This window comes from Aeromicrobium sp. 50.2.37 (assembly GCF_024655735.1).
In the GTDB taxonomy this organism is placed as follows: domain Bacteria; phylum Actinomycetota; class Actinomycetes; order Propionibacteriales; family Nocardioidaceae; genus Aeromicrobium.
In genome coordinates this window covers 18,053-42,162 of record NZ_JANLGG010000027.1, presented here as the reverse complement: position 1 = coordinate 42,162, position 24,110 = coordinate 18,053, and the positions used below count along the sequence as shown (strand labels likewise).

General features: G+C 72.4%; 24 protein-coding genes. 7 read left to right on the top strand and 17 right to left on the bottom strand.

Annotated elements, in window-relative coordinates; genetic code table 11:
* The 4 genes from NUV38_RS14075 to NUV38_RS14060 form a co-directional block, all read right to left on the bottom strand.
* Nucleotides 1-678 (bottom strand): tRNA guanosine(34) transglycosylase Tgt (locus tag NUV38_RS14075; RefSeq protein WP_257729723.1); only part of this gene is annotated, 678 nt, incomplete at its 3' end.
* A gap of 49 nt (nucleotides 679-727) precedes the next feature.
* Nucleotides 728-1,387 (bottom strand): M50 family metallopeptidase, encoded by a 660-nt coding sequence (locus NUV38_RS14070; protein WP_257729722.1) that lies wholly within the window; start codon nucleotides 1,385-1,387, stop codon nucleotides 728-730.
* 38 nt (nucleotides 1,388-1,425) lie between these two features.
* Nucleotides 1,426-1,830, bottom strand: a complete 405-nt coding sequence (locus NUV38_RS14065; RefSeq protein WP_257729721.1) for a tetratricopeptide repeat protein — start codon at nucleotides 1,828-1,830, stop codon at nucleotides 1,426-1,428.
* Nucleotides 1,831-1,893: 63 nt separating this feature from the next.
* Nucleotides 1,894-2,571, bottom strand: coding sequence for a hypothetical protein (locus NUV38_RS14060; protein ID WP_257729720.1), 678 nt, complete (start codon nucleotides 2,569-2,571; stop codon nucleotides 1,894-1,896).
* 133 nt (nucleotides 2,572-2,704) lie between these two features.
* On the opposite strand from NUV38_RS14060, the gene rmuC reads away from it, so the two are divergent.
* Nucleotides 2,705-4,216 carry a DNA recombination protein RmuC gene (gene rmuC / locus NUV38_RS14055; RefSeq protein WP_257729719.1) on the top strand — a complete coding sequence of 504 codons (1,512 nt, stop codon included), beginning with the start codon at nucleotides 2,705-2,707 and terminating at the stop codon, nucleotides 4,214-4,216.
* Between the two features lie 18 nt (nucleotides 4,217-4,234).
* On the opposite strand, the gene NUV38_RS14050 is transcribed toward rmuC, so the two are convergent.
* The 4 genes from NUV38_RS14050 to NUV38_RS14035 form a co-directional block, all read right to left on the bottom strand.
* Nucleotides 4,235-5,431: a cystathionine gamma-synthase gene (locus NUV38_RS14050; protein WP_257729718.1), complete on the bottom strand. Its 1,197-nt coding sequence runs from the start codon at nucleotides 5,429-5,431 to the stop codon at nucleotides 4,235-4,237.
* Nucleotides 5,428-6,804 carry a cystathionine beta-synthase gene (locus tag NUV38_RS14045; protein ID WP_257729717.1) on the bottom strand — a complete coding sequence of 459 codons (1,377 nt, stop codon included), beginning with the start codon at nucleotides 6,802-6,804 and terminating at the stop codon, nucleotides 5,428-5,430. The genes NUV38_RS14050 and NUV38_RS14045 overlap by 4 nt, the downstream gene beginning before the upstream one ends.
* A gap of 94 nt (nucleotides 6,805-6,898) precedes the next feature.
* Nucleotides 6,899-9,190 carry a protein translocase subunit SecD gene (gene secD / locus NUV38_RS14040; RefSeq protein ID WP_257729716.1) on the bottom strand — a complete coding sequence of 764 codons (2,292 nt, stop codon included), beginning with the start codon at nucleotides 9,188-9,190 and terminating at the stop codon, nucleotides 6,899-6,901.
* 42 nt (nucleotides 9,191-9,232) lie between these two features.
* Nucleotides 9,233-9,556 (bottom strand): hypothetical protein, encoded by a 324-nt coding sequence (locus NUV38_RS14035; protein WP_257729715.1) that lies wholly within the window; start codon nucleotides 9,554-9,556, stop codon nucleotides 9,233-9,235.
* Between the two features lie 89 nt (nucleotides 9,557-9,645).
* On the opposite strand from NUV38_RS14035, the gene NUV38_RS14030 reads away from it, so the two are divergent.
* A complete protein-coding gene (locus NUV38_RS14030) occupies nucleotides 9,646-10,617 on the top strand; it encodes an aldo/keto reductase (protein WP_257729714.1) in 972 nt (323 codons plus the stop codon).
* 198 nt (nucleotides 10,618-10,815) lie between these two features.
* On the opposite strand, the gene NUV38_RS14025 is transcribed toward NUV38_RS14030, so the two are convergent.
* From NUV38_RS14025 to NUV38_RS14010, 4 genes are read right to left on the bottom strand one after another with little or no spacing between them, the layout of a single operon-like run.
* Nucleotides 10,816-11,406 (bottom strand): hypothetical protein, encoded by a 591-nt coding sequence (locus tag NUV38_RS14025; RefSeq protein WP_257729713.1) that lies wholly within the window; start codon nucleotides 11,404-11,406, stop codon nucleotides 10,816-10,818.
* 60 nt (nucleotides 11,407-11,466) lie between these two features.
* Entirely contained in the window at nucleotides 11,467-12,288 is an 822-nt protein-coding gene (efeU, locus tag NUV38_RS14020; protein ID WP_257729712.1) for an iron uptake transporter permease EfeU, read from the bottom strand.
* 55 nt (nucleotides 12,289-12,343) lie between these two features.
* The gene (locus NUV38_RS14015) at nucleotides 12,344-13,579 is read right to left on the bottom strand and encodes an HRDC domain-containing protein (protein WP_257729711.1); all 1,236 of its coding nucleotides are present in this window, start codon (nucleotides 13,577-13,579) and stop codon (nucleotides 12,344-12,346) included.
* On the bottom strand, nucleotides 13,576-14,154 hold the full coding sequence (locus NUV38_RS14010; protein WP_257729710.1) for a DUF3000 domain-containing protein: 579 nt from the start codon (nucleotides 14,152-14,154) through the stop codon (nucleotides 13,576-13,578). The genes NUV38_RS14015 and NUV38_RS14010 overlap by 4 nt, the downstream gene beginning before the upstream one ends.
* Nucleotides 14,155-14,254: 100 nt before the next feature.
* Between NUV38_RS14010 and hemE the strand changes: the two genes are divergently transcribed.
* Genes hemE through hemQ form a run of 3 tightly spaced genes read left to right on the top strand, consistent with a single transcriptional unit; the run spans nucleotide 14,255 to nucleotide 17,359 of the window.
* Nucleotides 14,255-15,304, top strand: a complete 1,050-nt coding sequence (gene hemE, locus NUV38_RS14005; RefSeq protein ID WP_257729709.1) for a uroporphyrinogen decarboxylase — start codon at nucleotides 14,255-14,257, stop codon at nucleotides 15,302-15,304.
* Nucleotides 15,304-16,626, top strand: a complete 1,323-nt coding sequence (gene hemG, locus NUV38_RS14000) for a protoporphyrinogen oxidase (protein WP_308219701.1) — start codon at nucleotides 15,304-15,306, stop codon at nucleotides 16,624-16,626. Before hemE ends, hemG begins: the two co-directional genes overlap by 1 nt.
* 22 nt (nucleotides 16,627-16,648) lie before the next feature.
* Nucleotides 16,649-17,359 (top strand): hydrogen peroxide-dependent heme synthase, encoded by a 711-nt coding sequence (hemQ, locus tag NUV38_RS13995; RefSeq protein ID WP_257729708.1) that lies wholly within the window; start codon nucleotides 16,649-16,651, stop codon nucleotides 17,357-17,359.
* Between the two features lie 145 nt (nucleotides 17,360-17,504).
* Here hemQ and msrB read toward each other — a convergent pair whose 3' ends face one another.
* Nucleotides 17,505-17,927: a peptide-methionine (R)-S-oxide reductase MsrB gene (msrB, locus tag NUV38_RS13990; RefSeq protein WP_056576463.1), complete on the bottom strand. Its 423-nt coding sequence runs from the start codon at nucleotides 17,925-17,927 to the stop codon at nucleotides 17,505-17,507.
* Nucleotides 17,928-17,991: 64 nt separating this feature from the next.
* Between msrB and NUV38_RS13985 the strand changes: the two genes are divergently transcribed.
* Nucleotides 17,992-18,846: an SGNH/GDSL hydrolase family protein gene (locus NUV38_RS13985; protein ID WP_257729707.1), complete on the top strand. Its 855-nt coding sequence runs from the start codon at nucleotides 17,992-17,994 to the stop codon at nucleotides 18,844-18,846.
* Here NUV38_RS13985 and NUV38_RS13980 read toward each other — a convergent pair.
* A complete protein-coding gene (locus tag NUV38_RS13980; protein WP_257729706.1) occupies nucleotides 18,821-19,471 on the bottom strand; it encodes a dihydrofolate reductase family protein in 651 nt (216 codons plus the stop codon). The genes NUV38_RS13985 and NUV38_RS13980 overlap by 26 nt on opposite strands.
* A 27-nt stretch (nucleotides 19,472-19,498) precedes the next feature.
* Between NUV38_RS13980 and NUV38_RS13975 the strand changes: the two genes are divergently transcribed.
* Nucleotides 19,499-20,329 carry a PPK2 family polyphosphate kinase gene (locus NUV38_RS13975; protein ID WP_257729705.1) on the top strand — a complete coding sequence of 277 codons (831 nt, stop codon included), beginning with the start codon at nucleotides 19,499-19,501 and terminating at the stop codon, nucleotides 20,327-20,329.
* 197 nt (nucleotides 20,330-20,526) lie between these two features.
* On the opposite strand, the gene NUV38_RS13970 is transcribed toward NUV38_RS13975, so the two are convergent.
* From NUV38_RS13970 to NUV38_RS13960, 3 genes are all read right to left on the bottom strand, one after another.
* On the bottom strand, nucleotides 20,527-21,285 hold the full coding sequence (locus NUV38_RS13970) for a sirohydrochlorin chelatase (RefSeq protein WP_257729704.1): 759 nt from the start codon (nucleotides 21,283-21,285) through the stop codon (nucleotides 20,527-20,529).
* 178 nt (nucleotides 21,286-21,463) lie between these two features.
* Nucleotides 21,464-23,146, bottom strand: coding sequence for a nitrite/sulfite reductase (locus NUV38_RS13965; protein ID WP_257729703.1), 1,683 nt, complete (start codon nucleotides 23,144-23,146; stop codon nucleotides 21,464-21,466).
* A 292-nt stretch (nucleotides 23,147-23,438) separates the two neighbouring features.
* Complete coding sequence (locus NUV38_RS13960) at nucleotides 23,439-24,089, bottom strand: hypothetical protein (protein WP_257729702.1); 651 nt, start codon at nucleotides 24,087-24,089, stop codon at nucleotides 23,439-23,441.
* Nucleotides 24,090-24,110: the final 21 nt, after the last annotated feature.

Genomic DNA, 24,110 nt, shown 5'->3' with positions numbered 1-24,110 from the left:
GGGCCCGGGGCGGCCGGAGGGGCCGGCGGAGGGGCCGGGTCGCGACGCGCGCTCGGCCGAGAGTCGGCCGTGCTCGGCCAGGCAGCGGGCTGCCCAGGCCTGAGTGCGGGCGAGCGCCTCCTCCTGGTAGGTCCGGGAGTCGAGCAGGGTCGTGAGCTCGTCGAAGGCGAAGATGATGTCGGCACCCAGGCGGTGCTGGATGCCCATCGACACCTCGGGCGTGAAGCGGTGCGTGGATCCGTCGAGGTGGCTGCGGAACGTGACGCCCTCCTCGTCGACGTGGGCCAGGCGGTCCTTGTCCGTGGCGATCACGTCGGCGGCGTCCGTGGACGCGTCCATCGACAGGGTCTTGCGGTAGCCGGAGCCGAGGCTCATCACCTGGAAGCCGCCGGAGTCGGTGAACGTGGGGCCGTCCCACCCCATGAAGCGGCCGAGTCCGCCGGCGGCCTCCACGACGTCGTCGCCGGGCTGGAGGTAGAGGTGGTAGGCGTTCGCGAGCAGCGCCTGGGCGCCCAGCTCGGCCATGGCCTCCGGCAGCACCGCCTTGACCGTGGCCTTGGTGCCCACCGGGACGAAGGCTGGTGTCCGGATGGTGCCGTGGGCGGTCGTGATGGTGCCGGTGCGTCCGGCCCGCCCGTCGAGTCGGGCCTCGACCTCGAAGAAGGATGGGGTCGTCATGGGTCCGTCGGTCACCGCCTCATCCAAGCACCCCGACGACGACGTGCTCTCAGCCCAGCCCGTCGAGACCGCGCAGCAGGTGCCATGCGGGCAGGAGGGCCGTCGTGGTGACGACCACGAACACGGCGTTCCAGAGCGTCGCGGGGAGGTGCGTGAGGCGGGCCAGCACGTCGGCGTCCGACGTGGCGGAGCGGGAGCGACGTCGGCTCGACCACAGCTCGACCGTCGTGCGCGGCCCGCCCACGAGCAGGAAGGAGGCGAGGGCCACGACGGCGAGCTGCTGGACCCCCTCGTCGGTGCGCCAGACGAGGTAGCCCACGACCAGCGCGGCGAGGCCCACGACGAGCAGGCCGAACCAGTTGCGGATGAAGACCAGCATGCCGGTCACGACGGCCAGGGCGATCCACAGCGCCCAGGCGGTGCTGCCGAGCGCAGCCGTGGCGAGCATCCCGAGGCCCAGGGCGGTGGGGGACAGGTACCCGGCCGCCGCCGTCGCGACCATGCCCGGCCCGCGCGGACGTCCGACCGACGTGGTGAGCCCGGAGGTGTCACGGTGCAGACGCACGCCGTTGAGCCGACGTCCGGTCAGCACCGCGACGAGGGCGTGCCCGGCCTCGTGCACGAGGGTGACGACGTGTCGGCCGGGCCCCCAGCCCCACGGCAGCAGCGCCGCCGCGGCACCGACCGCGACGGGCACCCACGGACTCACGGGTGCCCGCCGGACGGAGGGTTCGGGTCGGCCACGACTCAGGTGCCCGGCCGGTCGACCAGCTCCACGCGGGTGGCGTCGCGCGCCGACTCGCCCAGGGCCGCCGCGAGGCGGTGCATCGCCGCCCCCTCGCGGTGGCGGCTCTGCCGGTCCAGCGTCAGGCCGAGGGCCGTGTGCGCCCAGCCGCTCGTGGGCTCGAGCGCGATGAGCCGACGGAAGGCGGCCTCCGCGGGTGCCAGCTGCGCCGCGGCGAAGTGCGAGCGCGCGAGCAGCTCCCAGGCCGACGCGTTGTCGGGCACCTCGTCGACCACACGCCGCAGGACCCGCACGGCGTCGCGGGGGTAGCGCGAGTCGAACAGCTCCTCACCCAGGCGGAAGGCCTCGAAGGCGTCCATCGCAGCGATCTTCTCGTCGGACAGGTTCGGGGTCAGGTAGATGGTCATGGGGTCCTCCTCCCAGAGGTCACGTGGTCGTGATCGCGCTGGTCAACGTCGGGTCGGGCCCGTTCATTCCTGGTCGACGGGTGGCTCGGTGGTGGCCGTGGCGGTCGGCGCGGGCGTGGGCGTGGGGGTCGCCGTCGGGGTGGGCGTCGCGGTGGCCGTGGGGCGGCGGGTCGGCGTCGGCGTGGCGGCCGGGTCGGGCGACGAGGACTCCTGCGGCTCGGCGTCCTCGGTGGGCTCGGCCTTGCTCCCACCGCCGAACGGGTTGCCGATCCGGGCGTTGTCGGGATCGGAGCCGTAGGCCTTGTCGGTGACGATCTCGTAGGCGCCCATCGCGAGCCCGGACACCGCCAGGATGATCGCCGTGGTGAGCGCGACCGTCTTCCAGCGGAAGGACCGACGAGGGTCCTCGACCACCTCGGCGCCCCTGACCTGCTCGTGGGTGGCCTCACTCACGGCGGCGAGCGCCTCGGCGGTGTGACCGGGCTCGACGTCGGTCTCGACGAACGTGCCGCTGTCGGTCTGGACGATGAGGGTGCGGCCACGGTCGAGCGTGCTGGCGTAGAAGGTCGACGTGATCGTCACGACGAGGCTGCCGAGCGCCGCACCGATGATGGTGCCGCCCACGCCCAGCGCCGAGGCGACCCAGGCCGACGTCATCGCGGCGAGAGCGCCGGCCAGGACCTGGAACCACGACAGTCCGCTCAGGAACGAGCGCTCGCGGGTGTCGGGGGAGTCGGGCATGGCGTCCAGGGTAGAGGGGGCGACCCACCCGTTCGAGCCCCGCGAGGGCGTTCGGGTCACGTCGGGCGGGTCCACGCGCCGGGCCACGGCACGCCTCCACGCTTCTGTCGGTCCTGGTTGGGAGACTCGGGCCATGGCTTCCTCGACGGCACTTCTGCTCGGTCTGCTGGTGGGCATCGCGCTCGGTTCGGTGATCGGTGCCCTGGTGGATCGTTCGCGTCGGCAGGACGTCGTCTGCGGTCACGAGGACCCCGCCGTGGTCGAGGCGCGGCACACCGCCGAGGTCAGCGAGCTCCGGCACGACGCCCAGGTGCAGCTGGCCGAGGTCCGGCACGCGGCCGCCGTCGAGCAGGCGCAGCTCGAGAGCTCCCTCGCCTCGGCGCGCGCCGCGGTGGAGGCGCGTCTGGCCGCGGTCGCGGCGGAGGCCAAGGAGCTGCGTGAGCAGGTGGGCGCCGCGCAGCAGCAGTACCGCGACGCGGTGGAGCGTCACCGGCGCGAGGAGCAGAAGCGGGAGGCCTCCGGCGCCGCCGAGAGCAAGGTGCTGCAGCAGCTGGCGCCCGTGGCCGCCCAGCTCAAGGGCATGCAGGCCAAGGTCGACGAGCTGGAGCAGCAGCGCGCCGAGCAGCACGGCCAGCTGGCCGAGCAGCTCCGCGTCACCCGCGAGACGGCGGCGCAGTCCAAGCAGGCGGCCGAGGCGCTGTCCGCCGCCCTGAGCAACAACGCCGTCCGCGGCACCTACGGCGAGACCCAGCTCCGCACGCTCGTGGAGTCGGCCGGGCTGCTCAACCGGATCGACTACTCGGTGCAGGAGTCGATCACGGCCGACAGCGGTGCGCGCCGCCCCGACATGGTCATCAACCTGCCCGGGGGCAAGCGCCTGGCGATCGACGCCAAGGTGCCGTACCGCGCGTTCATCGAGGCCTACCGCGACGAGCTCGACGACGACCGGCGCAAGCAGGTCCGCCTCCAGCACGCCCGGGCCGTCAAGTCGCACGTCGACACCCTCGCCTCCAAGCAGTACTGGACCGGGCTGGAGGAGAGTCCCGAGTTCACGATCGCGTTCATCCCCAACGAGGCGATCCTCAACGACGCGCTCGACGCCGATCCCGGCCTCATGGAGCACGCCTACAGCCAGGGCATCGCGCTGGCGACCCCGGTCAACCTCTGGGCCGTGCTCAAGACCGTCGCGCTCACCTGGAAGCAGGAGCAGATGGCCGAGAACGCGCTCGAGCTCGTCGCGCTCGGCCGCGAGCTCTACAAGCGCCTCGGCACGCTCTCGGGCCACGTGTCCAAGCTCGGCCGCACGATCGAGCGCTCCGTCGACGACTACAACAAGCTCGTCGGCTCGCTCGATCGCCAGGTCATCTCCACCGCCCGCAAGCTCGACGCCGTCGACGAGGCCGCCCAGCTCGGCAGCATCGCCACCATCGAGGACACGCACGTGCGGAAGCTGAACGCCCCCGAGCTCGCCGCCGACGCAACGCCGCAGGTCGAGCCCGCGGCGGCGCCCGAGGCGGAGCCGGCCGCGTCCTCGCCGTCGGCGGCGGTCGACGAGCAGGACCTGTTCGCCGACCTCGAGCGCGAGGAGCTCGAGGTCGACATGGTCACGCCCTCCGAGGCCGAGCGGGCCCGCGACGTCGGCTGACCCGACGTCGCGGCCCGCTCAGGCGAGCGCCTGCTCGAGGTCGGCCAGCAGGTCGGCGGTGTCCTCGATGCCCACGCTGAGACGCACCAGGTCGTCGGGGACCTCGAGCACGGAACCTGCCGTGGAGGCGTGGGTCATCGCGCCGGGGTGCTCGATCAGGGACTCGATGCCGCCGAGGCTCTCGGCCAGGGTGAAGATGCTCGTGCTGGAGCACAGGTCGAGCGCGGCCTGACGTCCTCCGGCCAGGCGCAGCGACACCATGCCGCCGAACCGGCGCATCTGCCGTGCGGCTGCCTCGTGGCCCGGGTGGTCCGGCAGACCCGGGTACAGGACCGAGGTCACGGCGGGATGGCCGACGAGCAGGTCGACGACCGCCTCGGCGTTGGTGCAGTGCTGCTCCATGCGGACCGCGAGCGTCTTGGCGCCGCGCAACGTCAGGTAGGCGTCGAACGGACCTGGGACCCCGCCTGCACCGTTCTGCAGGAAGCCGAACCCGGCGTCGAGCTCTGCGTCGTCGGTCACGAGCGCGCCACCCACGACGTCGGAGTGGCCGCCCAGGTACTTGGTGGTCGAGTGCAGCACCACGTCGGCACCGAGCCTCAACGGCTGCTGCAGGTAGGGCGAGGCGAACGTGTTGTCGACCACGAACGTCGCGCCTGCGTCGTGGGCGACCTCGGCCACGCGCTCGATGTCGGCGATGTTGAGCAGCGGGTTGGTGGGCGTCTCGACCCACACGACCTTGGTGGCGGACGTGATCGCGGCGCGCACCGCGTCGACGTCGTTGACGGCCACGGGGGTGTAGGAGATGCCCCACTGCGTGAACACCTTGTCGATGAGCCGGAAGGTCCCGCCGTAGGCGTCGTCGGGGATCACGAGGTGGTCGCCGGGACGCAGCAGGGTCCGCAGGGCGGCGTCCGTGGCGGCCATGCCGGACGAGAACGCCCGGCCGTGCCGGCCGTCCTCCAACGACGCGAGGTTGGCCTCGAGGGCCGCGCGCGTGGGGTTGCCGGTGCGGGCGTACTCGTAGCCGCCGCGCATGCCGCCGACGCCGTCCTGGGCGAAGGTGCTGGAGGCGTAGATCGGGACGTTGACCGCACCCGTGGCCGGGTCGGGCTCGTGGCCGGCGTGGATGGCACGGGTCGCGAAGCCGCGCGGGTCGCGGGCCCCGGCAGGGGTGCCGGGCCCTGGGCGGCGGTCAGTGCTGTCGTTGCTCATACGTGAACCCCCAGGAGGTCGTGGCGGGTGAGGACGCCCAGCGGCTTGCCGTCCTCGATGACCATGACGGCGTCGCTCTCGCCGAGTGCCTCGAGGGCCGCGTCGAGGTCCTCGTTCGCGCCCAGCAGGGGGAGCGGGGCCTCCATGTGCTTGGAGACCGGGTCGGTGAGGGCGGCCCGGCCCTCGAAGACGGCGCTGATGAGCGTGCGCTCGCTGACGCTGCCCGCCACCTCACCGATGACGACGGGCGGCTCCGCGCCGACGACGGGCATCTGGGAGACCCCGTACTCGCGCAGGATCTCGATGGCGTCGCGGATGGTCTCGGACGGGTGCGTGTGCACGAGTGCCGGCAGGTCGCCGCTCTTGCGGCGCAGCACGTCGCCGACGCTGGGACGGTCGGTCCGGCCGTCGAGCGGCTCGCGGAGGAACCCGTAGGACGACATCCAGTCGTCGTTGAAGATCTTGGACAGGTACCCGCGGCCCCCGTCGGGCAGCAGCACGACGACGACGGCGTCGGGACCCTCACGCTCGGCGACCTTGAGGGCGGCGACGACGGCCATGCCGCAGGAGCCGCCGACGAGCAGGCCCTCCTCGCGGGCGAGGCGACGCGTCATGTCGAACGCGTCGGCGTCGGAGACGGCGATGATCTCGTCGGCGATCTCGGGGTCGTAGGCACTCGGCCAGAAGTCCTCGCCCACGCCCTCCACGAGGTACGGGCGGCCCGTCCCGCCGGAGTACACCGACCCCTCGGGGTCGGCGCCGATGACCTTCACCGCGCCGCCGGAGACCTCCTTGAGGTACCGCCCGGCGCCGGTGATGGTGCCGCCGGTCCCGACGCCGGCGACGAAGTGGGTGACGGTGCCGTCGGTGTCGGCCCAGATCTCCGGACCGGTCGTCTCGTAGTGCGAGGCAGGCCCGGCCGGGTTGGAGTACTGGTCGGGCTTCCAGGCGTTCGGGGTCTCGCGCACCAGGCGGTCGGAGACGTTGTAGTAGCTGTCGGGGTGCTCGGGCGGCACGGCCGTGGGGCACACGACGACCTCGGCCCCGTAGGCGCGCAGGGTGTTGCGCTTGTCCTCGCTGACCTTGTCGGGGCACACGAAGATGCAGGTGTAGCCGCGCTGCTGGGCCACCAGCGCGAGCCCGACCCCGGTGTTGCCCGACGTCGGCTCGACGATGACCCCGCCGGGCTTGAGGGCACCGGAGGCCTCGGCCTCGTCGACCATCTTGACGGCGATGCGGTCCTTGGAGCTGCCGCCGGGGTTGAGGTACTCGATCTTGGCCGCCACCAGGGCAGATCCTGCCGGGACGACGCTGGACAACTTCACGAGCGGGGTGCCGCCCACGAGGTCGACCACGTGATTCGCGATGCGCATGCTGCTCATCCTGCCACCCGGCCGATGCGGCCGACCCCGAGGCGCTGCCGCCGTCACCACGTGGGCGGGCGGCAGCTCCTCGACGGGGGTCGGTTCAGACGACGGCGCCGTCGGCGCTGCGTCCGTCGTCGATCTGCGCGTACTTGTCGACGACCTTGGGCTTCCGCTCCGGGTCGTGCGGCCAGCGCTCCTCCAGCACGACCGCCAGGGCGGACGCGGTGAAGATCGTCGACAGGATGCCGATCGACAGGCCGAGGAGCAGGGCGAGCGCGAAGTCGGTGAGCGAGTCGCCACCGAGCACCGCCAGCGCCGCCAGGATGAACATGGCGCCGAGGCCGGTGTTCACGGTGCGGGGGATCGTCTGGAGGATCGCCTCGTTCACGACCTCGCGCAGCCTGCGGCCGCGGTTCTCGCCGGTGTGCTCGCGGATGCGGTCGAAGACCACGATGGTGTCGTTGACCGCGAGGCCGATGATCGAGAGGACCGCAGCCAGGAACACGCCGTCGATCGGCTTGCCCCACCAGGCGAAGATGCCGACGACCGTCAGCACCACCGATGCCATGGACAGCTGGGCCGAGACCGCGTAGGTCCAGCGGAACCGCCACGCGAGGTAGAGCATCTGGGCGGCGATCGCGATGCCGAAGGCGATGAGCGCCTTGTCGCGCAGCTCCTTGCCCAGGCTCGGGCCGATCAGCTCGTCCCTCTCCTTGGTGGCCTCGCCGGCCACGGTCTCGACCGCCTCCTCGACCTGGACGGCCTCCTCGTTGGAGATGTCGTCGAGCCGGACGGTGACGTTCTCGCTCTGTCCGTCACCGGACGACTCCTGCACGACGGCACGCGGGAAGCCCGCGTCGGAGACGGCCGTGCGGACGTCCTCGACGTCGGCCGTCTGGGCGGTGGAGAACTCCAGGATCCGGCCGCCGGTGAACTCGACCCCGAGGTTGAGCCCGCGCAGCAGGATGCCGCTGATGGAGACACCGGCGACGACCAGCGTGATGGCGATCCACGTGCCGCTGCGCTTCATCAGGTCGGGGCCGCGCTCGTTGAGCCACTTGCGCACGGGGCCGGTGTTGGCGATGCCGGTGACGCCCGGACGCTTGCGCAGCACGGATCGCTTCACGGCCCACTCGGTGAGCACCCGCGCGACGACCAGCGCCGAGAACATCGACGCGATCGTGCCGATGGTCAGCGTCACGCCGAACCCCTTGACCGGGCCGGACGCCAGGACGAACAGCAGCGCCGCGGCGAGGATCGTGGTGACGTTCGAGTCGAGGATGGCCGACCACGCCTTGTTGAAGCCGGTCGTCAGCGACAGGTGGAGGTTGCCGTTCTTCTCGTACTCCTCACGCGCTCTCTCGAACACGAGCACGTTGGCGTCGATCGCCAGGCCGATGGCCAGGACGAAGCCGGCCAGCCCGGGCAGGGTCAGGGTGGCCCCGATCCAGACGAGCAGGCCGTAGGAGATGGCGGCGTACGAGGCCAGGCCGAGCGTGGCCATGAACCCGATGGCGCGGTAGACGAGCACGATGAACAGGCCGGTCAGGATGATGCCGATGATGCCGGCCTCGATCGAGGCGTCGATGGCGGCGGCACCGAGGGTCGCGCCGACGGTGCGCTGCTCGATGACCTCGACCGGCACGGGGAGCGCGCCGCCCTTGATGAGCACGGCGAGGTCGTCGGCCTCGGCCTGCGTGAAGCTGCCGGTGATGCTGGTGTTGTTGCCACCGCCCGACGTGCACAGGTCTGGCTGGACGGCGGGGGAGGAGATGATGTCCTGGTCGAGCAGGATCGCGACCCGGTTCCCGCCCGCGGTGTTGGCGCAGGCCGCGGCGACGAGGTCGCGCCAGCCCGTGCGGCCGTCGCCGGCGAAGTCGACGTTGACGACCCACTGGCCGATGCTGTTCTGCGGCTGCGCGGCGGTGGCGTCGGAGACACCCTCGCCGTCGATCACCGTGGGTCCGAGCAGGAGCGGCTGGCCCTGCTCGTCGGCAGCGACGACCTGGCCCTCCTCGGGCTCCTGGCCCTCGGTGGCCGGGCTCAGCACCTCGTGGAACGACAGCTGGGCGGTCTGGCCGATGACCTCGGCCGCCTCACGGGGGTCCTGGACGCCCGGCAGCTCGACGATGATGCGCCGGTCGCCCGACTGGGCCAGCGTCGGCTCGGCCACGCCGAGGGCGTCGACGCGACCGCGGATGACCTCCAGCGCGCGGGCGGTGGACTCGGCGTCGGCCTCGATCCGGTCGGTGCTCTGGGTCTCGAGGACGATCTGGGTGCCGCCCTCGAGGTCCAGTCCGAGGTTGGCCGGCTTGACGTACGCGAAGGCGAGGGAGGCGGCGAGGACGGCGAAGGCCGCGATCGCGCGCCACAGGGGTGCACGGTTGCTCATGGGAGGACTTTCGAGGTGGTGACGGGCTGCTGGACGGGGACGTCAGGCAGCCGGAGGACCTCGCCCGAGCTGGGGCGCCGCCTGCGCGGGTACGGGCACGACGGCATGCGCCGGGGCCGCGCCGCGCTCGAGCTCGGGGAGCGGGTCCGCCTCGGCCGGCGGGAGCGACCAGAGGTCCAGGTCCCGGTGGTCGGTGTGGTCGCCGGTGGACCGCACGTGGGCGGCGTGGTGCGTGGCCGACGACGCGTGCACGGTGGTGGCCCTGTGCTGCGGCGACGCCTGAGCGACCCCGACACCGGCCACGAGGAACAGCCCGACGACGGCGGCGCACACGGCGGCGGCCAGCGTGCGACGGGGTCCAGGCATGCGCTGCAGTCTAGGTGACGTACGCGTGGAGTCGGTGGACGCGGCCACGAGGGGGTCACTCGTCGGCTCGGGGTCCTAGTCTCGGGGGCATGGATCTCGTGCAGCGTCCCCTCGGTCATTCCGGCATCCAGGTGCCCGTCGTCGGCATCGGGTGCAACGCCTTCGGCAGTCGGATCGACGCCGACCAGGTGCAGGAGGTCGTCGACGCCGCGATCGACCGCGGCGTGACGTTCTTCGACACGGCGGACACCTACGGGCTGGGAGCGAGCGAGGAGCTGCTGGGCGCCGCGCTGGGCTCGCGACGCGACGACGTCGTGGTGGCCACGAAGTTCGGCATGAACATGCAGGGCCGCAACGGGGACGACGGTGGCCGACGGGGGAGCGCCGCGTACGTCCGGACGGCCGTGGAGGCCAGCCTGCGCCGGCTGGGCACCGACCACCTCGACCTCTACCAGCTGCACACCCCGGACCCGCTGACGCCGGTCGACGAGACGCTGGAGGCGCTCGATGCCCTGGTGCAGGCCGGCACCGTGCGCGCGATCGGCTGCTCGAACTTCCAGGCCTGGCAGCTGGTCGACGCCGACTGGCGCAGCCGGTCCGCGGACCTGGCGCGCTTCGCGACCGCGCAGAACGAGTACTCGCTCTACAACCGCACGGCCGAGGTGGAGCTCGTCCCGGCGTGCGAGCGGCTCGACGTCGGCCTGCTGCCGTACTTCCCGCTGGCCTACGGTCTGCTCACCGGCAAGTACCGGCGCGGTGAGGACGCACCCTCCGGGACCCGTCTCGCGGCGCAGTCGGAGCGGCTCGCCTCGGCCGACTGGGAACGGATCGAGGCACTGCAGACCTTCGCCGACGAGCGGGACCTCACCCTCCTGCAGGTGGCCATAGGCGGACTGGCGGCGCAGGACGCCGTGACGAGCGTGATCGCCGGCGCCACCCGCCCGGAGCAGGTCGTGGCCAACGCCGACGCGGTCGGCTGGGTGCCCTCCGAAGGGGACCTGCAGGCCCTGTCGGAGATCGGCGCGGCACGTCAGTCGTACACGACCTTCGCGCCTGCCTGAGGCGTCGGGACCGACCGAGAGGTGATGCGCCGGGCCGGGAAGCGCCTCACGGCGCGTGGCCGCTCGTAGCGGCTTCATTTGGGACCCGGGGCTTGCACCGACCCGGCGCGTGCACCAGCCTAACTCGCTCGCCGGCCCACACAAGCGACGTGCCGACCTGACCTCGTGACACATCCCACGCGGGGCTGGGGCGCCCCGTCAGTGCAGCGAGCCAGACCGCTCCAGCGCGGCCGAACGGCGCAGGTGCTGGGCCATGTCGAGCAGCCGAGCCGCGCTGTGCGCGTCACCGTCGTCGAGCTGGCCGCGACCCACGCCGACGATGTGCGCGAAGGCGGCCGCCCGGTCGAGGACGACGTCGAGGTCGGTGACCACGATGCCTCGGACGACGGTGTCCACGAGCGCCACGACCTCGTCGGCGCCGGGCGGCTCGACGACGCCGGCGAGCACCTCGTGGACGGGGGCAAAGCCGCGGCCCGCGGCGAACTCGGCGGCTGCCTGGCGTGGCTGGCGGTGGACCCACTCACGCAGCAGGTACAACCTCCACAGGGCTCCCGAGAGCGTGTCGGGCGCGGCGTGCGACCAGAGCTCGGCGATGACGCCGAGTCCCTCGGCGTCGGAGAGGTGCAGCACCCGGTCGACCAGCTCGCGGTCCTCGCGGTCCAGCGGGCCGCGCACCAGCAGGTGCGCGATGCGGTGACCCGCAGCAGCCACCTCGGCGGGATCGGTGTCGTGTGCGAGCGCCTCGAACAGCTTCTGCCCCGGCAGGGACGGGCGATGGAAGTCGCTCATCGCGGGCACCGGGCTGGCATGGGCACCACCGTATCGGCCGGTGGGTAGCCCGCCACCGGATCAGGCCGCCGAGCCGACGGTCGAGGTCGTGCGACGCGGACGCAGGTAGATCCACAGCACGGGGACCAGGTACGCGACCCAGGCGACGACCTGCAGCACGGTGGGGTTCGGCTGGAAGTTCACGGTGCCCTTCAGGAGGGTGCCGTACCAGCTGTCGGGCGGGATGGTGCCGGACACGTCGAACGCGAGCGTGCCGAGACCGGGCAGGATGCCGGCCTCCTGCAGGTCGTGGATGCCGTAGGCCAGGACCCCGGCGGCCACCACGACCAGCAGTGCCCCGGTGACGGTGAAGAAGGTCGCGAGGTTGATGCGCAGGGCGCCGCGATAGATCAGGTACCCGAGCACGACCGCCACGAGGATGCCGCTGATCGCACCGACGAAGGGTTGCGCGGTGTAGCTGCCCGAGATGGTGGCCCAGATGATGGCCGCCGTCTCCAGGCCCTCGCGGCCCACGGTGAGGAACGCGACGGTGGCGATGGCCAGGGGACCGAGCTCGACGGCGTGGGCGAGCTCTCCCTCGAGCTCGCGCTTGAGCCCCCGCGCGGTGCGTCGCATCCAGAAGATCATCCACGTGACCAGGCCTGCGGCCAGGATCGACAGGGTCCCGCCGACGGCCTCCTGCCAGACGAACGGAAGCTGCTCGAACACGAGCGTGACGAGCGTGAACACCACGACCACGAGCGCGATGGCACCCCCGACGCCGAGCCAGATGTACCGGGCGTCGTGGCGACGGTCGGTCCGCACGAGGTAGGCCAACAGGATGCTGACGACGAGGCTGGCCTCGAGTCCCTCGCGCAGGCCGATCAGGAAGTTGGCGAGCACAACGACATGCTACTCAGGTTCGCCTTGCCTGACAGGGCTGCGGCTGTGAGATCGCCTACGGCTGCAGGGCGGCGGCCAGGTCGGTCGCGACGAGCTCGACCTGCCACGGACGGGCGCCGGCCTCGGCCAGGGCGTCGCCGACGTGCGCGACGTCGGGCGTGCTCGGGGGCTCCCAGGCCAGGGCGCGGACGAGGCCGGGGGAGATGAGGTTCTCGGCCGGCAGGTCGTTCTCCTCGGCGATGCGCGTGACGGCCTCGCGCGCAGCGGCCAGACGTGCTGCGGCCTCGGGGTGCTTGTCGGCCCAGGCCCGCGGCGGGGGCGGTCCGTCGCGGTGCGGTGTGGAGTGCGGGAGCTCGTCCTCCTCCAGGGCCAGACCCTCCTCGACGGCGTCGAGCCACTCCTGGACGAAGCGGCGCGGACCACGTGAGCGCATGACCGAGAGCTGCCGGAGGCTGGAGGCGTCGCGCGGTGCCTCGCGGGCGATCTCGAGGATCGAGGCATCGGGCAGGATGCGCCCCGGGGTGGTGTCACGCTGCTCGGCGATGCGGTCGCGGGCCTCCCAGATCGCCCGGACGAGACCCAGGGTGCGACGACCGCGGGCCCGGTGGATGCCGGAGGTGCGACGCCAGCGCTCCTCGCGCTGAGGTGCCCCGGTGAACGACAGCAGGGCCTCGAAGTCCTGGGCTGCCCACTCCCGCTTGCCGGACTTCTCGAGGTCGGCCTCGATCAGGTTGCGCAGCTCGATGAGCACCTCGACGTCGAGGGCGGCGTACTCGAGCCACGGCTCGGGCAGCGGGCGGGTCGACCAGTCGGCCGCGGAGTGCTCCTTGGCCAGGCTGAGCCCGAGGTAATGCTCCACGAGGGAGGCCAGCCCGACGCGGGGCAGGTTCAGCAGGCGTCCTGCGAGCTCGGTGTCGAACAGTGCGGTGGGACGGAGCCCGATCTCGGCCAGGCACGGGAGGTCCTGGGTGGCGGCGTGCAGGATCCACTCCGCGTCACCGATCGCCTCGTCGAGGTCGGTGAGGTCGTCGAACGCGATGGGGTCGACCAGGCCGGTGCCGCTGCCGTCGCGTCGCACCTGGACCAGGTAGGCGCGCTGGGAGTAGCGGTAGCCGGAGGCGCGCTCGGCGTCGAGGGCGACCGGACCGGAGCCGAGGGAGACCCGGGCGCAGTAGTTGACGTAGTCGTCGACGGTGTCGATGACCGGGGGGAGCGGATCACGCAGCTGCAGGCGCGGCAGCGGGGGAGCGACCTCCTCGCTCCCTGGCGTGTCCGACGCGGACGAGCTCAACGGCGTCCTCGACGTCGCTGCAGCGGGACCACCCCAGGGCTCAGCGGTGGCAGCCCGGCGAGGGTGCACAGCAGCTCGGACCAGGCCGCGACGTGAGCGCCGACCTCCGAGGTGGGTGTCCAGGACGCGCGCACCTCGACCTGGGCGGACCCGGCGTCGTCGGCCATCTCGCCGAACGTCTCGGTGGTCACGACCGTGACACTGCCGCTGGCTGCCGTGTGCGTGCCGCCGTGGGTCTCGAGCGCGTCGACCAGCCAGCTCCAGCCGACGCTGGCCAGGGCGGGGTCGGCGGCCATCTCGGCCTCGACCTCGGCGCGGGCGAAGGTGACGCAGCGGAACTCGCCGTTCCAGGCATCGTTGCCGGCGGGGTCGTGGAGCAGGATGAAGCGCCCGGTGGCGACGTCGTCGCCGGCGACCTCCACGTCGCCGCTGAGCGCGTGGGCGTGCGGCGCGATGCGCTGCGGGGCCGGGATCTCGTCGATCGCGACCTCCGGGCGCACGGGTGCGGCGTGCAGCTGCTCCAGGGCAGCCAGGAACGCTGGAGGAGTGTGATCGATCTCGCTGCGGACGCCCACAGGCCGATCGTAGGCACTCCGGGCCGTGTCGCGGTCCCGACACGCAGGGCACCGGCACCGCGGCTGCACCATTGCGCCGCACCCCTGCGAGAATCGGCCGGTGAGCACCTCCCCCTCCGACATCACCGCCGACAGCGACTTCCTGCGCGCCTGCCGTGGCGAGCCCACGAGCCGCATCCCGGTGTGGTTCATGCGTCAGGCGGGCCGGCACCTGCCCGAGTACCTGAAGATCCGCGAGGGCGTGGCCATGCTCGACTCGTGCTTCTCGACCGACCTGGTCGTGGAGATCACGATGCAGCCGGTGCGACGCTACGGCGTCGACGCCGCGATCTTCTTCTCCGACATCGTCGTGCCGTTGAAGGCCATCGGCGTCGACCTCGACATCGTCCCCGGGACCGGGCCGGTCATCGCCGACCCGATCCGCCGCCGGGGCCAGCTGGAGCAGCTGCGTCGGCTCGAGCCCGACGACGTCGAGAGCATCGCGGCCGCCGCCCGCGCCCTCGTCGGCGAGCTGGGCACGACGCCGCTCATCGGCTTCGCCGGGGCGCCCTTCACGCTGGCGTCCTACCTCGTGGAGGGCGGTCCCTCGCGGGACCACCGCCTCACCAAGCAGCTCATGTACTCCCAGACCGGCCTGTGGAACGACCTGCTGGAGCGGTTGTCCCACATCGCGGCGGACTTCCTGCGGATCCAGGTGGAGGCCGGTGCGTCGGCCGTGCAGCTGTTCGACTCGTGGGCCGGGACGTTGTCGCCGTCGGACTACGAGACCTACGTGGCGCCTCACTCGCGCCGGGTGCTGGAGTCGGTGGCCGACCTCGGCGTGCCGCGCATCCACTTCGGTGTCGGCACGGGTGAGCTGCTCGACCAGATGGGCGAGGTCGGCGCCGATGTCGTGGGCGTGGACTGGCGCGTGCCCCTCGACCGCGCGATCGAGAAGGTCGGCCCGGACCGGTCGGTGCAGGGCAACCTGGACCCGACGCTGCTCTTCGCGCCGGCCGACGTGCTGCACACGAAGGCCGCGGCAGCCATCGAGCGCGGCCGCAGCGCCCGTGGTCACGTCTTCAACCTGGGGCACGGGGTGCTCCCGCAGACCGACCCCGACGCCGTGAAGGGCCTGGTGGACTTCGTGCACGGGTACGAGCGGGTCTGATGCGCGTCGCGGTGGTGGGCGCCGGCATCGCCGGGCTGACGGCAGCGCTCGACCTGGTCGAGGCCGGGTGCGACGTCGTCGTGCTCGAGGGGTCGGACCGGATCGGCGGGAAGCTGCACGTCGACCGGGTGGGCGACCTGCGGGTCGACGTCGGTGCCGAGTCGCTGCTCGCGCGACGCCCCGAGGCCGTCGACCTCGCGGCACGCGTGGGTGCCGAGCTCACCCATCCCGCGACCACCTCGGCGTCGATCTGGACCCGGGGCGCGTTGCGGCCCCTGCCGCCGACCGTCATGGGCATCCCGGCGGACCTCGACGCCCTCGAGGCCTCGGGCATCGTCGCCGAGCGGCCCGTCGGCCATGCCCTCCCTGTGCCCGAGGACGACGTGTCGGTGACCGCGTTCCTGGAGCCGCGTCTGGGCCGAGAGGTGGTGGACCGCATGGTCGAGCCGCTCCTCGGTGGCGTCTACGCCGGGCACGCCGACCGGTTGTCGCTGCGGGCGGCGGCGCCGCAGGTGCTCGCCCTCGGCGAGGACCCCCTTGCGGGCGCCGCTCGGACCCGTGCGCAGACCCGCACCCTGGAGACCCCGGTGTTCGCCGGGATCGTCGGCGGGGTGGGCACCCTGCCGCACCGGGTCGTCGAGCACGGCGACCTCGACGTCCGGCTGCGGTCGACCGTCCGCGCGATCACCCCGGTCGACGGCGGCTGGGAGCTCCACGTCGGCCCGACCTCGGCCATCGAGACCGTGGCCGTCGACGCCGTCATCGTGGCCGCGCCCGCGCCGGCCGCCGCTCGGCTGCTCGCGGAGGCAGCGCCCCCGGCGGCGTTCTCCCTCGCGGCGATCGACTACGCCTCCATGGCCATCGCGACCTTCGTGCTCGACGGCCCGATCGACGTCGAGGGGTCCGGGTTCCTCGTGCCGCCGATCGACGGCACGGTCGTCAAGGGCTCCACCATCTCGACCCACAAGTGGGCGTGGCTGGCCGAGCTCGCCGGGGACCGGACGGTCGTGCGGGCGTCGATCGGCCGCGCGGGCGACACGGGGGTGCTCCACCAGGACGACGAGGAGGTCGCCCACCTGGCGCTGACCGACCTCGCTGCGGCCTACGGCTCGCTCCCGTCCGTGCAGGCCGCCCACGTGCAGCGCTGGGGCGGCGGGCTCCCGCAGTACGACGTCGGCCACCTGTCGCGCGTGGCGACCGTCGAGGCCGCGGTGGCCCGCGTCGACGGCCTCGAGGTCTGCGGCGCGGCCTACCGCGGCGTCGGCGTGCCCGCCGTGATCGGGTCGGCGCGTGAGGCCGCCGCCCGCCTCCTGGCCCGGTAGTCGAGCGGGGGAGACTGGTCCCATGAGCGAACGTCTGCCGAACCAGGGCAAGCTGGCCAAGGAGATCAACGAGACCATCCGCTACACGATGTGGTCGGTCTTCAGGCTCGAGCGGGTGCTCGGCGACGCCGACCGTGCCGCCGAGGCAGCGGAGGTCGACGCGCTGGTCGAGCGTCTCGCGGGGGACGACGTGGTGGTCCGTGGGTTCTACGACGTGAGCGGCATGCGTGCCGACGCCGACCTGATGGTCTGGTGGCACGCCGAGACCGCCGAGGCGCTCCAGGCGGCCTACAACGCCTTCCGGCGGACCGCGCTCGGCTCACGCATGGCGCCGGTGTGGTCCCAGACCGCACTGCACCGCCCGGCCGAGTTCAACAAGTCGCACGTGCCCGCCTTCATGGCCGACGAGACGGTCCGCGATTGGGTGTGCGTGTACCCCTTCGTGCGGTCCTACGAGTGGTACCTGCTCCCGGACGAGGAGCGCCGCGCCATGCTGAAGGAGCACGGCATGCAGGCACGCCCGTACCCCGACGTGCGCGCCAACACGGTGGCCTCGTTCGCGCTGGGCGACTACGAGTGGCTCCTGGCGTTCGAGGCCGACGACCTGCACCGCATCGTCGACCTCATGCGCGACCTGCGCGCCAGCACCGCCCGCCGCCACGTCCGCGAGGAGATCCCCTTCTACACCGGCCGTCGCCACGACCCCGCCGACCTCACCGCCCTCTGGCCGTAGCCGCGATTCCCATCAACTGATGGGAATCATGAGCCCACCATGGCTTTCACCCACCCACCATGGCGTGCGCGCCAGGGTGAGTGGGTGAGAACCAGGGTGAGTGGGTGCCGACGACCGGGCGGATCTCACGACGGTGCGGCGAGGGTCAGTCGGGGACCTGGGTCAGGCTGATGCCGTTGATGCAGAAGCGCTGGTCGGTGGGGGTGGGGAAGCCCTCGCCCTCGAACACGTGGCCGAGGTGCGAGCCGCAGCTCGCGCAGCGGACCTCGACCCGGCGCATGCCCATCGAGCGGTCCTCGATGTACTGCACGCGGTCCTCGGCGAGCGGGGCGTAGAACGCCGGCCAGCCGCAGTGCGCGTCGAACTTGGTGTCGCTGCGGAACAGCTCGGAGCCGCACGCCCGGCAGGCGTACGCCGCCTTCGTGGTGTCGGTCTCGAAGGATGAGCTGAAGGGCCGCTCGGTGCCTGCCTCGCGGAGCACGTGGTACTCGGCGGCGCTGAGCTCGGCGCGCCACTCCTCGTCGGACTTCTCGACGTCGTAGCTGGTCTGTTCCACCTGGTCGGACATGTCTCCAGCCTACGTTCAGGTGCAAGTGTCCACCCGTTCACGAGCGTGTGGGAGGAACGACCCTGTGGACCTGCGACGTGCGGTGACGACCGGCCTGCTCGTGACGACGACGGCCGCCGTGGCGGCTGCTCTCGGTGCCCGGGCGGTGCTGCAGCACCAGGCGGCGACGGCGCGCGAGGCGATCGGCAAGCCCCTGGGCGAGGACGCGCCGCGCGCCGACCGCGTCTTCAAGAAGCGCCTCGGGGCCACGATCGACCTGCTGGTCCTCGGCGACTCGATCGCGGCCGGGCTGGGTGCCGACGGACCACGCGGCACCCTGGGGGCCCGGTTGGCGCGTCAGGTGGCCAAGCGGACCGATCGGGCGGTGCGCCTGCGCACGGCGGCCGTGGTCGGGTCCGAGAGCAGCATGCTGGACGCGCAGCTGGCCACCCTCCCGCTCGACTACGTCCCCGACGTCACGATCGTCGTGGTGGGCGGCAACGACGTGACGCACCGGGTGCCGGTGGCGGAGTCGGTCGGGCACCTCGAGAAGTGTGTCGTGGCGCTGAGGGCGAAGGGCAGCGCCGTCGTGGTGGGGACGTGCCCCGACCTCGGTGCGCTGACCCCGGTGCCGCAGCCACTGCGCGCGCTCGGAGCCCGCGCGTCACGCCAGCTGGCGTCGGCCCAGCGCGAGGTGGCCCTGCAGCACGGCGCCTACGTGGTGTCCCTCGCCGACGTCGTCGGACCGTTCTTCGTCACCAACCCGGACGAGATGTTCAGCCTCGACCGGTTCCACCCCAGCTCGCTGGGCTACAAGCGGACGGCGAAGGCGATGCTGCCGTCGGTGCTGGCAGCGCTGGGCGAGCACGACGAGGTGCCCTTCGGCCACGCCTGGCCGGTGCTCGTCGATCAGGTCAGCGGTCGCGCACCCACCGGGTGAGCAGGGTCCCTTCGACGTCGAGCGCGTGCGCGAGGCGGAGGGGCACGTCGGTGGTCTCGTCGCTGACGGAGATCCGTCGGCCCTCCCCGGCCACGAGCACGGGCGAGAGCGTCAGGCACAGCTCGTCCACGAGGTCCAGGGTGGTCAACGTGCCGAGCAGGGACGGCCCGCCCTCGCACAGCACGCGGCGAAGTCCGCGCCGACCGAGCTCGTCCAGCACCGCGGGCCAGTCGATGTCCGCGTCACCGGTCTTGAGCACCTCGACACCGGCCGCCTCGAGCGCGTCGATCTTATCCCCGTCGACGTCGGCCGGAGCCACGACGAGGACCCCGGGCACGCGCAGACGCTCGGGGACGTCGAGGCTGCGGCTCACCAGGGCCAGCACCCCGTCGTCGACGGGACCGTAGTCCTCGGCGCGCGCCGTGCCGGCGGACACGAGGACGACGTCGCACAGGTCGCGCAGGAGGTCGAAGGTGGCCTGGTCGGCGTCGGTGCCGAGCGTGCCGGAGACGCCGTCCGCGCCCTGGGCGGAGCCGTCCACGCTCGACACGAAGTTCACGCGGACCCAGGCCCGGTCCACGTCGGGGTAGGCGTAGAGGGCGGGGTCGATCGTCGGCAGGGCCATGACGCACAGCCTAGGTACGGTGACGTCATGACGCAGAGCCTGAGCAGCACGCTCGCCGCAGCCACCTCCCTCGCCGACGTCGACTCGCGGGCGACGCCCGGCTTCGACGGCGCCAAGGACGACGGCGTCGCGGCCCTCGCCGACCTCGGTGACGAGCTGGCCGACCTCCAGGAACGTCTGCACGCCCAGGGCACCACCGGCGACGCCCGCTCGGTGCTCCTCGTCCTGCAGGGCATGGACACCTCCGGCAAGGGTGGTGTGATCGAGAAGGTCGTCGGGCTGGTGAGCCCGCTCGGGGTGCGGATCGCGTCGTTCAAGAAGCCGACGCCCGAGGAGCTGGAGCACGACTTCCTCTGGCGTGTCGAGCGCGAGCTCCCGGCCGGTGGCGTGCTCGGGGTGTTCGACCGGTCGCACTACGAGGACGTCCTGATCGGCCGGGTCCGGTCGCTCGCGGACGCCGACGAGATCGAACGGCGCTACGACGCCATCAACGACTTCGAGCGTCGCTACGTCGACGCCGGCGGCACCCTCGTGAAGTGCCTGCTGCACATCAGCCCCGAGGACCAGGCGGAGCGCCTGGTCGCGCGTCTGGACGACCCCACCAAGCACTGGAAGTTCAACCCGGGCGACATCGACGAGCGTGAGCTCTGGGACGAGTACCAGGCTGCCTACCAGGTCGTGCTGGACCGGACCTCCACCGAGCACGCGCCGTGGCACGTCGTGCCCAGCGGTCGCAAGTGGTACCGCAACTGGGCGGTCGGCACGCTCCTGCTGGAGGCGCTGCGCGGCCTCGACCTGGCCTGGCCGGAGGCCGACTACGACGTCGACGAGCAGCGGGCGCGACTCGCGGGGTCCTGAGGGGTCACCGACGGCGGAGCGCTCTTGCCAGGTGCGGCGCCGGCAGCACGAGGACCAGGCGCAGCAGCCGCGCGGCCCTCACGAGGGTCACGTCGCCGCCCGCCGACGTCGAGGTCGAGGTCGCGACGAGGCCCGCATCCCGGAGCCACCATGGCCAGGGATGCGGGCCTGCTGCCGTGGATCGCCACGGCGGGTGATCAGGTGAACAGCGTGTCGAACGACACGAGCTCGACGGCGCCCACGGCGTAGCGAGCGAGGATCACCTCGGCGATCTCCTCGTCGACCCCGAGGGGCTCGGCCACGGCCACGGCGCCGGCCTCGTAGGACAGCTCCTTGACGCGGTCGGGCAGGAAGCCCGGAGCCAGCATGAGCTGGCCGACCGCGATGTTGCGACGCCCGTCGGCCCGGTGGGCCCGGACGGCCTCGCCGGCGGCGGGAGGGGCGCTCGACGCGAACGCGGCGATCGTGGGGAGCTTGTGGTGGGCGCCCCAGGCCCGGGCAGCGCGCGCGATGGTGGCGTTGGCGATGGCGTCGGAGGAGCCGGCGCCCGCGAGCACCAGGGCATCCAGCTCCCGGACCCGGTTCTCGCGCAGCACGTCGCGCAGCCGGCGGTCGAGCACGCGGAAGAACGCGGACTCGATGCCGAGCACGTCGGTCACCTGGATCCGGATCCCGTCGTGCCGCGCGCGAGCGGCCTCGGCGGCCTCGGGCACGTCGACCTTCGCGTGGTAGGCCTCGGTGAGCAGGAGCGGCACGAGGACGATCTCGCTGTGCCCCTCGGCCACGAGGCGGTCGACGACGCTGTCGAGGCTCGGCTCGGAGTGGTCGAGGAACGCCGTCGTGACGCGGAGGTCGGGACGCATGCACGACACGAGCTCCGTCAGGGCAGTGATGGTGGCGGCGGACCGCGGGTCGCGGCTGCCGTGCGCCAGGGCGATCAACGCTGGTGCAGTCATGCTGTCCTCCTTCCAGAGGGCTCGGTCGTGCTGGGTGGGGTGGGGCGGAGAAGACCGATGTAGCCGAGGCGGAAGGCCCGCTGACACGCTCGGCACTCCCACTCCCCGTGGGTCTCGCCGTGCGGCCGCAGGTCCTCGTCCGCGCAGTACGGGCAGTGGAACGGGGTGGCCCGACCTGTCATCTCAGGACCTCCTCGTCGGCGCGGGCGACCCAGTGGGCGAAGGACTCGTCGCCGTCGCGCTGCTCGAGGTAGGTGCGCGAGAGCTTCTCGACGTAGTGCGGGAGCTGCTCGCCGGTGACCTTGTGGGCGCGGAGCTTGCGGCCGAACCCGGCCTCGAGTCCGAGGGCGCCGCCGAGGTGGACCTGGAAGCCCTCGACCTGCTGGCCCTGCTCGTCCAGGACGAGCTGGCCCTTCAGGCCGATGTCGGCGGTCTGGATGCGCGCGCAGGAGTTCGGGCAGCCGTTCACGTTGATCGTGATCGGCGAGTCGAGCTCGGGCACGCGCTGCTCCAGCTCGTCGACCAGGTCACGGGCGCGCGCCTTGGTCTCGACGATGGCCAGCTTGCAGTACTCGATGCCCGTGCAGGCCATGGTGTTGCGGCGCCACTGCGAGGGGCGGGCGTACAGGCCGAGGGCGGCGAGGGCGTCCACGAGAGACTCGACGCGGTCCTCCTCGACGTCGAGCACGACGAGCTTCTGCATCGGGGTGGTCGCCACGCGGTCGGAGCCGTGCGCCTCGACGACGTCGGCCACCTGGTTGAGCAGCGTGCCGGAGATGCGGCCGACCGTGGCCGCCACGCCGACGTAGTACCGGCCGTCCTTCTGACGGTGCACGCCCACGTGGTCGACCGGGGTGGTGGGCACCTCGGGGGCCTCGAGGTCGACGAGGGTCCGCTCGAGGTACTCGGTCTCGAGCACCTCGCGGAACTTCTCGATGCCCCAGTCGGCCACGAGGAACTTGAGTCGCGCACGCGAGCGCAGACGTCGGTAGCCGTAGTCGCGGAAGATGCTGACGACGCCCTCCCACACCTCGGGCACCTCGTCGACCGGGACCCAGACGCCCACCCGCTGGGCGAGCATCGGGTTGGTCGAGAGCCCGCCGCCGACCCAGAGGTCGAAGCCCGGGCCGTGCTCGGGGTGCTCGGCGCCGATGAACGCGATGTCGTTGATCTGCGGGACCACGTCGTGCCCGGGGTGGCCGCTGATCGCGGACTTGAACTTGCGCGGGAGGTTGGAGAACGCGCGATCACCGATGTAGCGGCTCTCGATCGCCTCGATGGCCGGACGCCCGTCGATGATCTCGGCCTCGCTGATGCCGGCCACGGGGGAGCCGAGGATGACGCGGGGGCAGTCGCCGCACGCCTCCTGGGTGGAGAGCCCGACCGACTCCAGCCGCTCCCAGATCGTGGGCATGTCACGGACGTCGATCCAGTGGTACTGCACGTTCTGACGGTCGGTCAGGTCGGCGGAGTCGCGGGCGAACTCCACGGAGATGTCGGCGATCGTCCGCAGCTGTCGGAGGTCCAGCTGGCCGCCGTCGACGCGGACGCGGAGCATGAAGTAGCGGTCGTCGAGCTCCTCCGGCTCGAGCGTCGCGGTCTTGCCGCCGTCGATGCCGGCCTTGCGCTGCGTGTAGAGGCCCCACCAGCGGAAGCGGCCACGCAGGTCGCCGGGGTCGATGCTGTCGAACCCGCGGTGGGCGTAGATGTTCTCGATGCGGGCGCGCACGTTGAGCGGGTTGTCGTCCTTCTTGGACTGCTCGTTGGCGTTGAGGGGCTCGCGGTAGCCGAGCGCCCACTGGCCCTCACCACGGCGACGACGTGCCGTGCGTGCGGGGGGCGGGGTGGTGCTCGAAGTCATGAAGGTCCTCGGGGAGAGGACGCACGACGGTCGCGTCCGACGGACGGTGTCGTCACGCGTCGCGGAAGGGTCAGCGGGCGCGCGGATCAGCGACAGATCATCGTGTGCGCGCGGCCGAGGTCCAGGTGGAGACGCTCCACGAGCCAGACGGTCTGCGCGATCAACATGCGGACAGTCTGGTCAGGTCGTGGACGGCCCCACAACTGGGATGTCCATCATCTGGACCATGCGTCCAGAATGTGGACTCAGGGGAGCGTTCCGCCTGGAACGGCGCGTGGATGCGTGACCTGAGTCACGCAGCGTGCGGGGACACCCAGGAGACCACGAAGGTGCCCAGCGCCGTTCCCACGAGCACCGCCGCGGCCACCACGAGAGCCACGGGCCAGGCGACGACCCCGGCGACCGCGAGCCCGAGCAGGGCGCCCGGGTGCGCCGCAGCCGCGAGCCCCACGCCCAGTACCGCGCCGGACGTGACCGGCCCGGCGGCGGCCCAGGCCACGGCGCCGGTGTCGGCGGCCAACGTGGTCCACGCCAGGACGAGTCCGGCCACCAGTCCCAGCACCCCACCCGTGACGAGGCCGGGCTCGTCCCACACGAGCGATCCACCGGGCAGGTCGAGTGCGGTCACCGCCGCGCCTGCCGCCACGGCTCCGACCACCTGGGCGGCCAGCGTCGGCAGGGCTCCGCCGACCGCGGCGCGGCCGACCAAGGTCAACGAGACCAGCTGCGCCGGCCCGGTGAGGGCAAGGCCCGACGTCTCGGAGGTGTCGTGGAAGCCGGCCAGCCAGGCGGCGGCCACGGCGACGACCGCCACGGCCGCCACGGCGGTGGCCGGATCGGTGGCCCGCAGGGCCCAGGCGGCGACGGCGGTCGTCAGGGCCGACGTGACGGCAGCGACGGCGAGCGGCTTCACGCGCACGCCCCGGACGGGCGGGCGACGCACGCCCGCTCCACGCGGTTCCGA

Coding starts and splice junctions, on each gene's coding strand:
- NUV38_RS14065 (WP_257729721.1), bottom strand. CDS start 1,830: ATGACCATCTACCTGACCCCGAACCTGTCCGACGAGAAGATCGCTGCG.
- NUV38_RS14060 (WP_257729720.1), bottom strand. CDS start 2,571: ATGCCCGACTCCCCCGACACCCGCGAGCGCTCGTTCCTGAGCGGACTG.
- rmuC (WP_257729719.1), top strand. CDS start 2,705: ATGGCTTCCTCGACGGCACTTCTGCTCGGTCTGCTGGTGGGCATCGCG.
- NUV38_RS14050 (WP_257729718.1), bottom strand. CDS start 5,431: ATGAGCAACGACAGCACTGACCGCCGCCCAGGGCCCGGCACCCCTGCC.
- NUV38_RS14045 (WP_257729717.1), bottom strand. CDS start 6,804: ATGCGCATCGCGAATCACGTGGTCGACCTCGTGGGCGGCACCCCGCTC.
- secD (WP_257729716.1), bottom strand. CDS start 9,190: ATGAGCAACCGTGCACCCCTGTGGCGCGCGATCGCGGCCTTCGCCGTC.
- NUV38_RS14035 (WP_257729715.1), bottom strand. CDS start 9,556: ATGCCTGGACCCCGTCGCACGCTGGCCGCCGCCGTGTGCGCCGCCGTC.
- NUV38_RS14030 (WP_257729714.1), top strand. CDS start 9,646: ATGGATCTCGTGCAGCGTCCCCTCGGTCATTCCGGCATCCAGGTGCCC.
- NUV38_RS14025 (WP_257729713.1), bottom strand. CDS start 11,406: ATGAGCGACTTCCATCGCCCGTCCCTGCCGGGGCAGAAGCTGTTCGAG.
- hemG (WP_308219701.1), top strand. CDS start 15,304: ATGCGCGTCGCGGTGGTGGGCGCCGGCATCGCCGGGCTGACGGCAGCG.
- hemQ (WP_257729708.1), top strand. CDS start 16,649: ATGAGCGAACGTCTGCCGAACCAGGGCAAGCTGGCCAAGGAGATCAAC.
- msrB (WP_056576463.1), bottom strand. CDS start 17,927: ATGTCCGACCAGGTGGAACAGACCAGCTACGACGTCGAGAAGTCCGAC.
- NUV38_RS13980 (WP_257729706.1), bottom strand. CDS start 19,471: ATGGCCCTGCCGACGATCGACCCCGCCCTCTACGCCTACCCCGACGTG.
- NUV38_RS13975 (WP_257729705.1), top strand. CDS start 19,499: ATGACGCAGAGCCTGAGCAGCACGCTCGCCGCAGCCACCTCCCTCGCC.
- NUV38_RS13970 (WP_257729704.1), bottom strand. CDS start 21,285: ATGACTGCACCAGCGTTGATCGCCCTGGCGCACGGCAGCCGCGACCCG.
- NUV38_RS13965 (WP_257729703.1), bottom strand. CDS start 23,146: ATGACTTCGAGCACCACCCCGCCCCCCGCACGCACGGCACGTCGTCGC.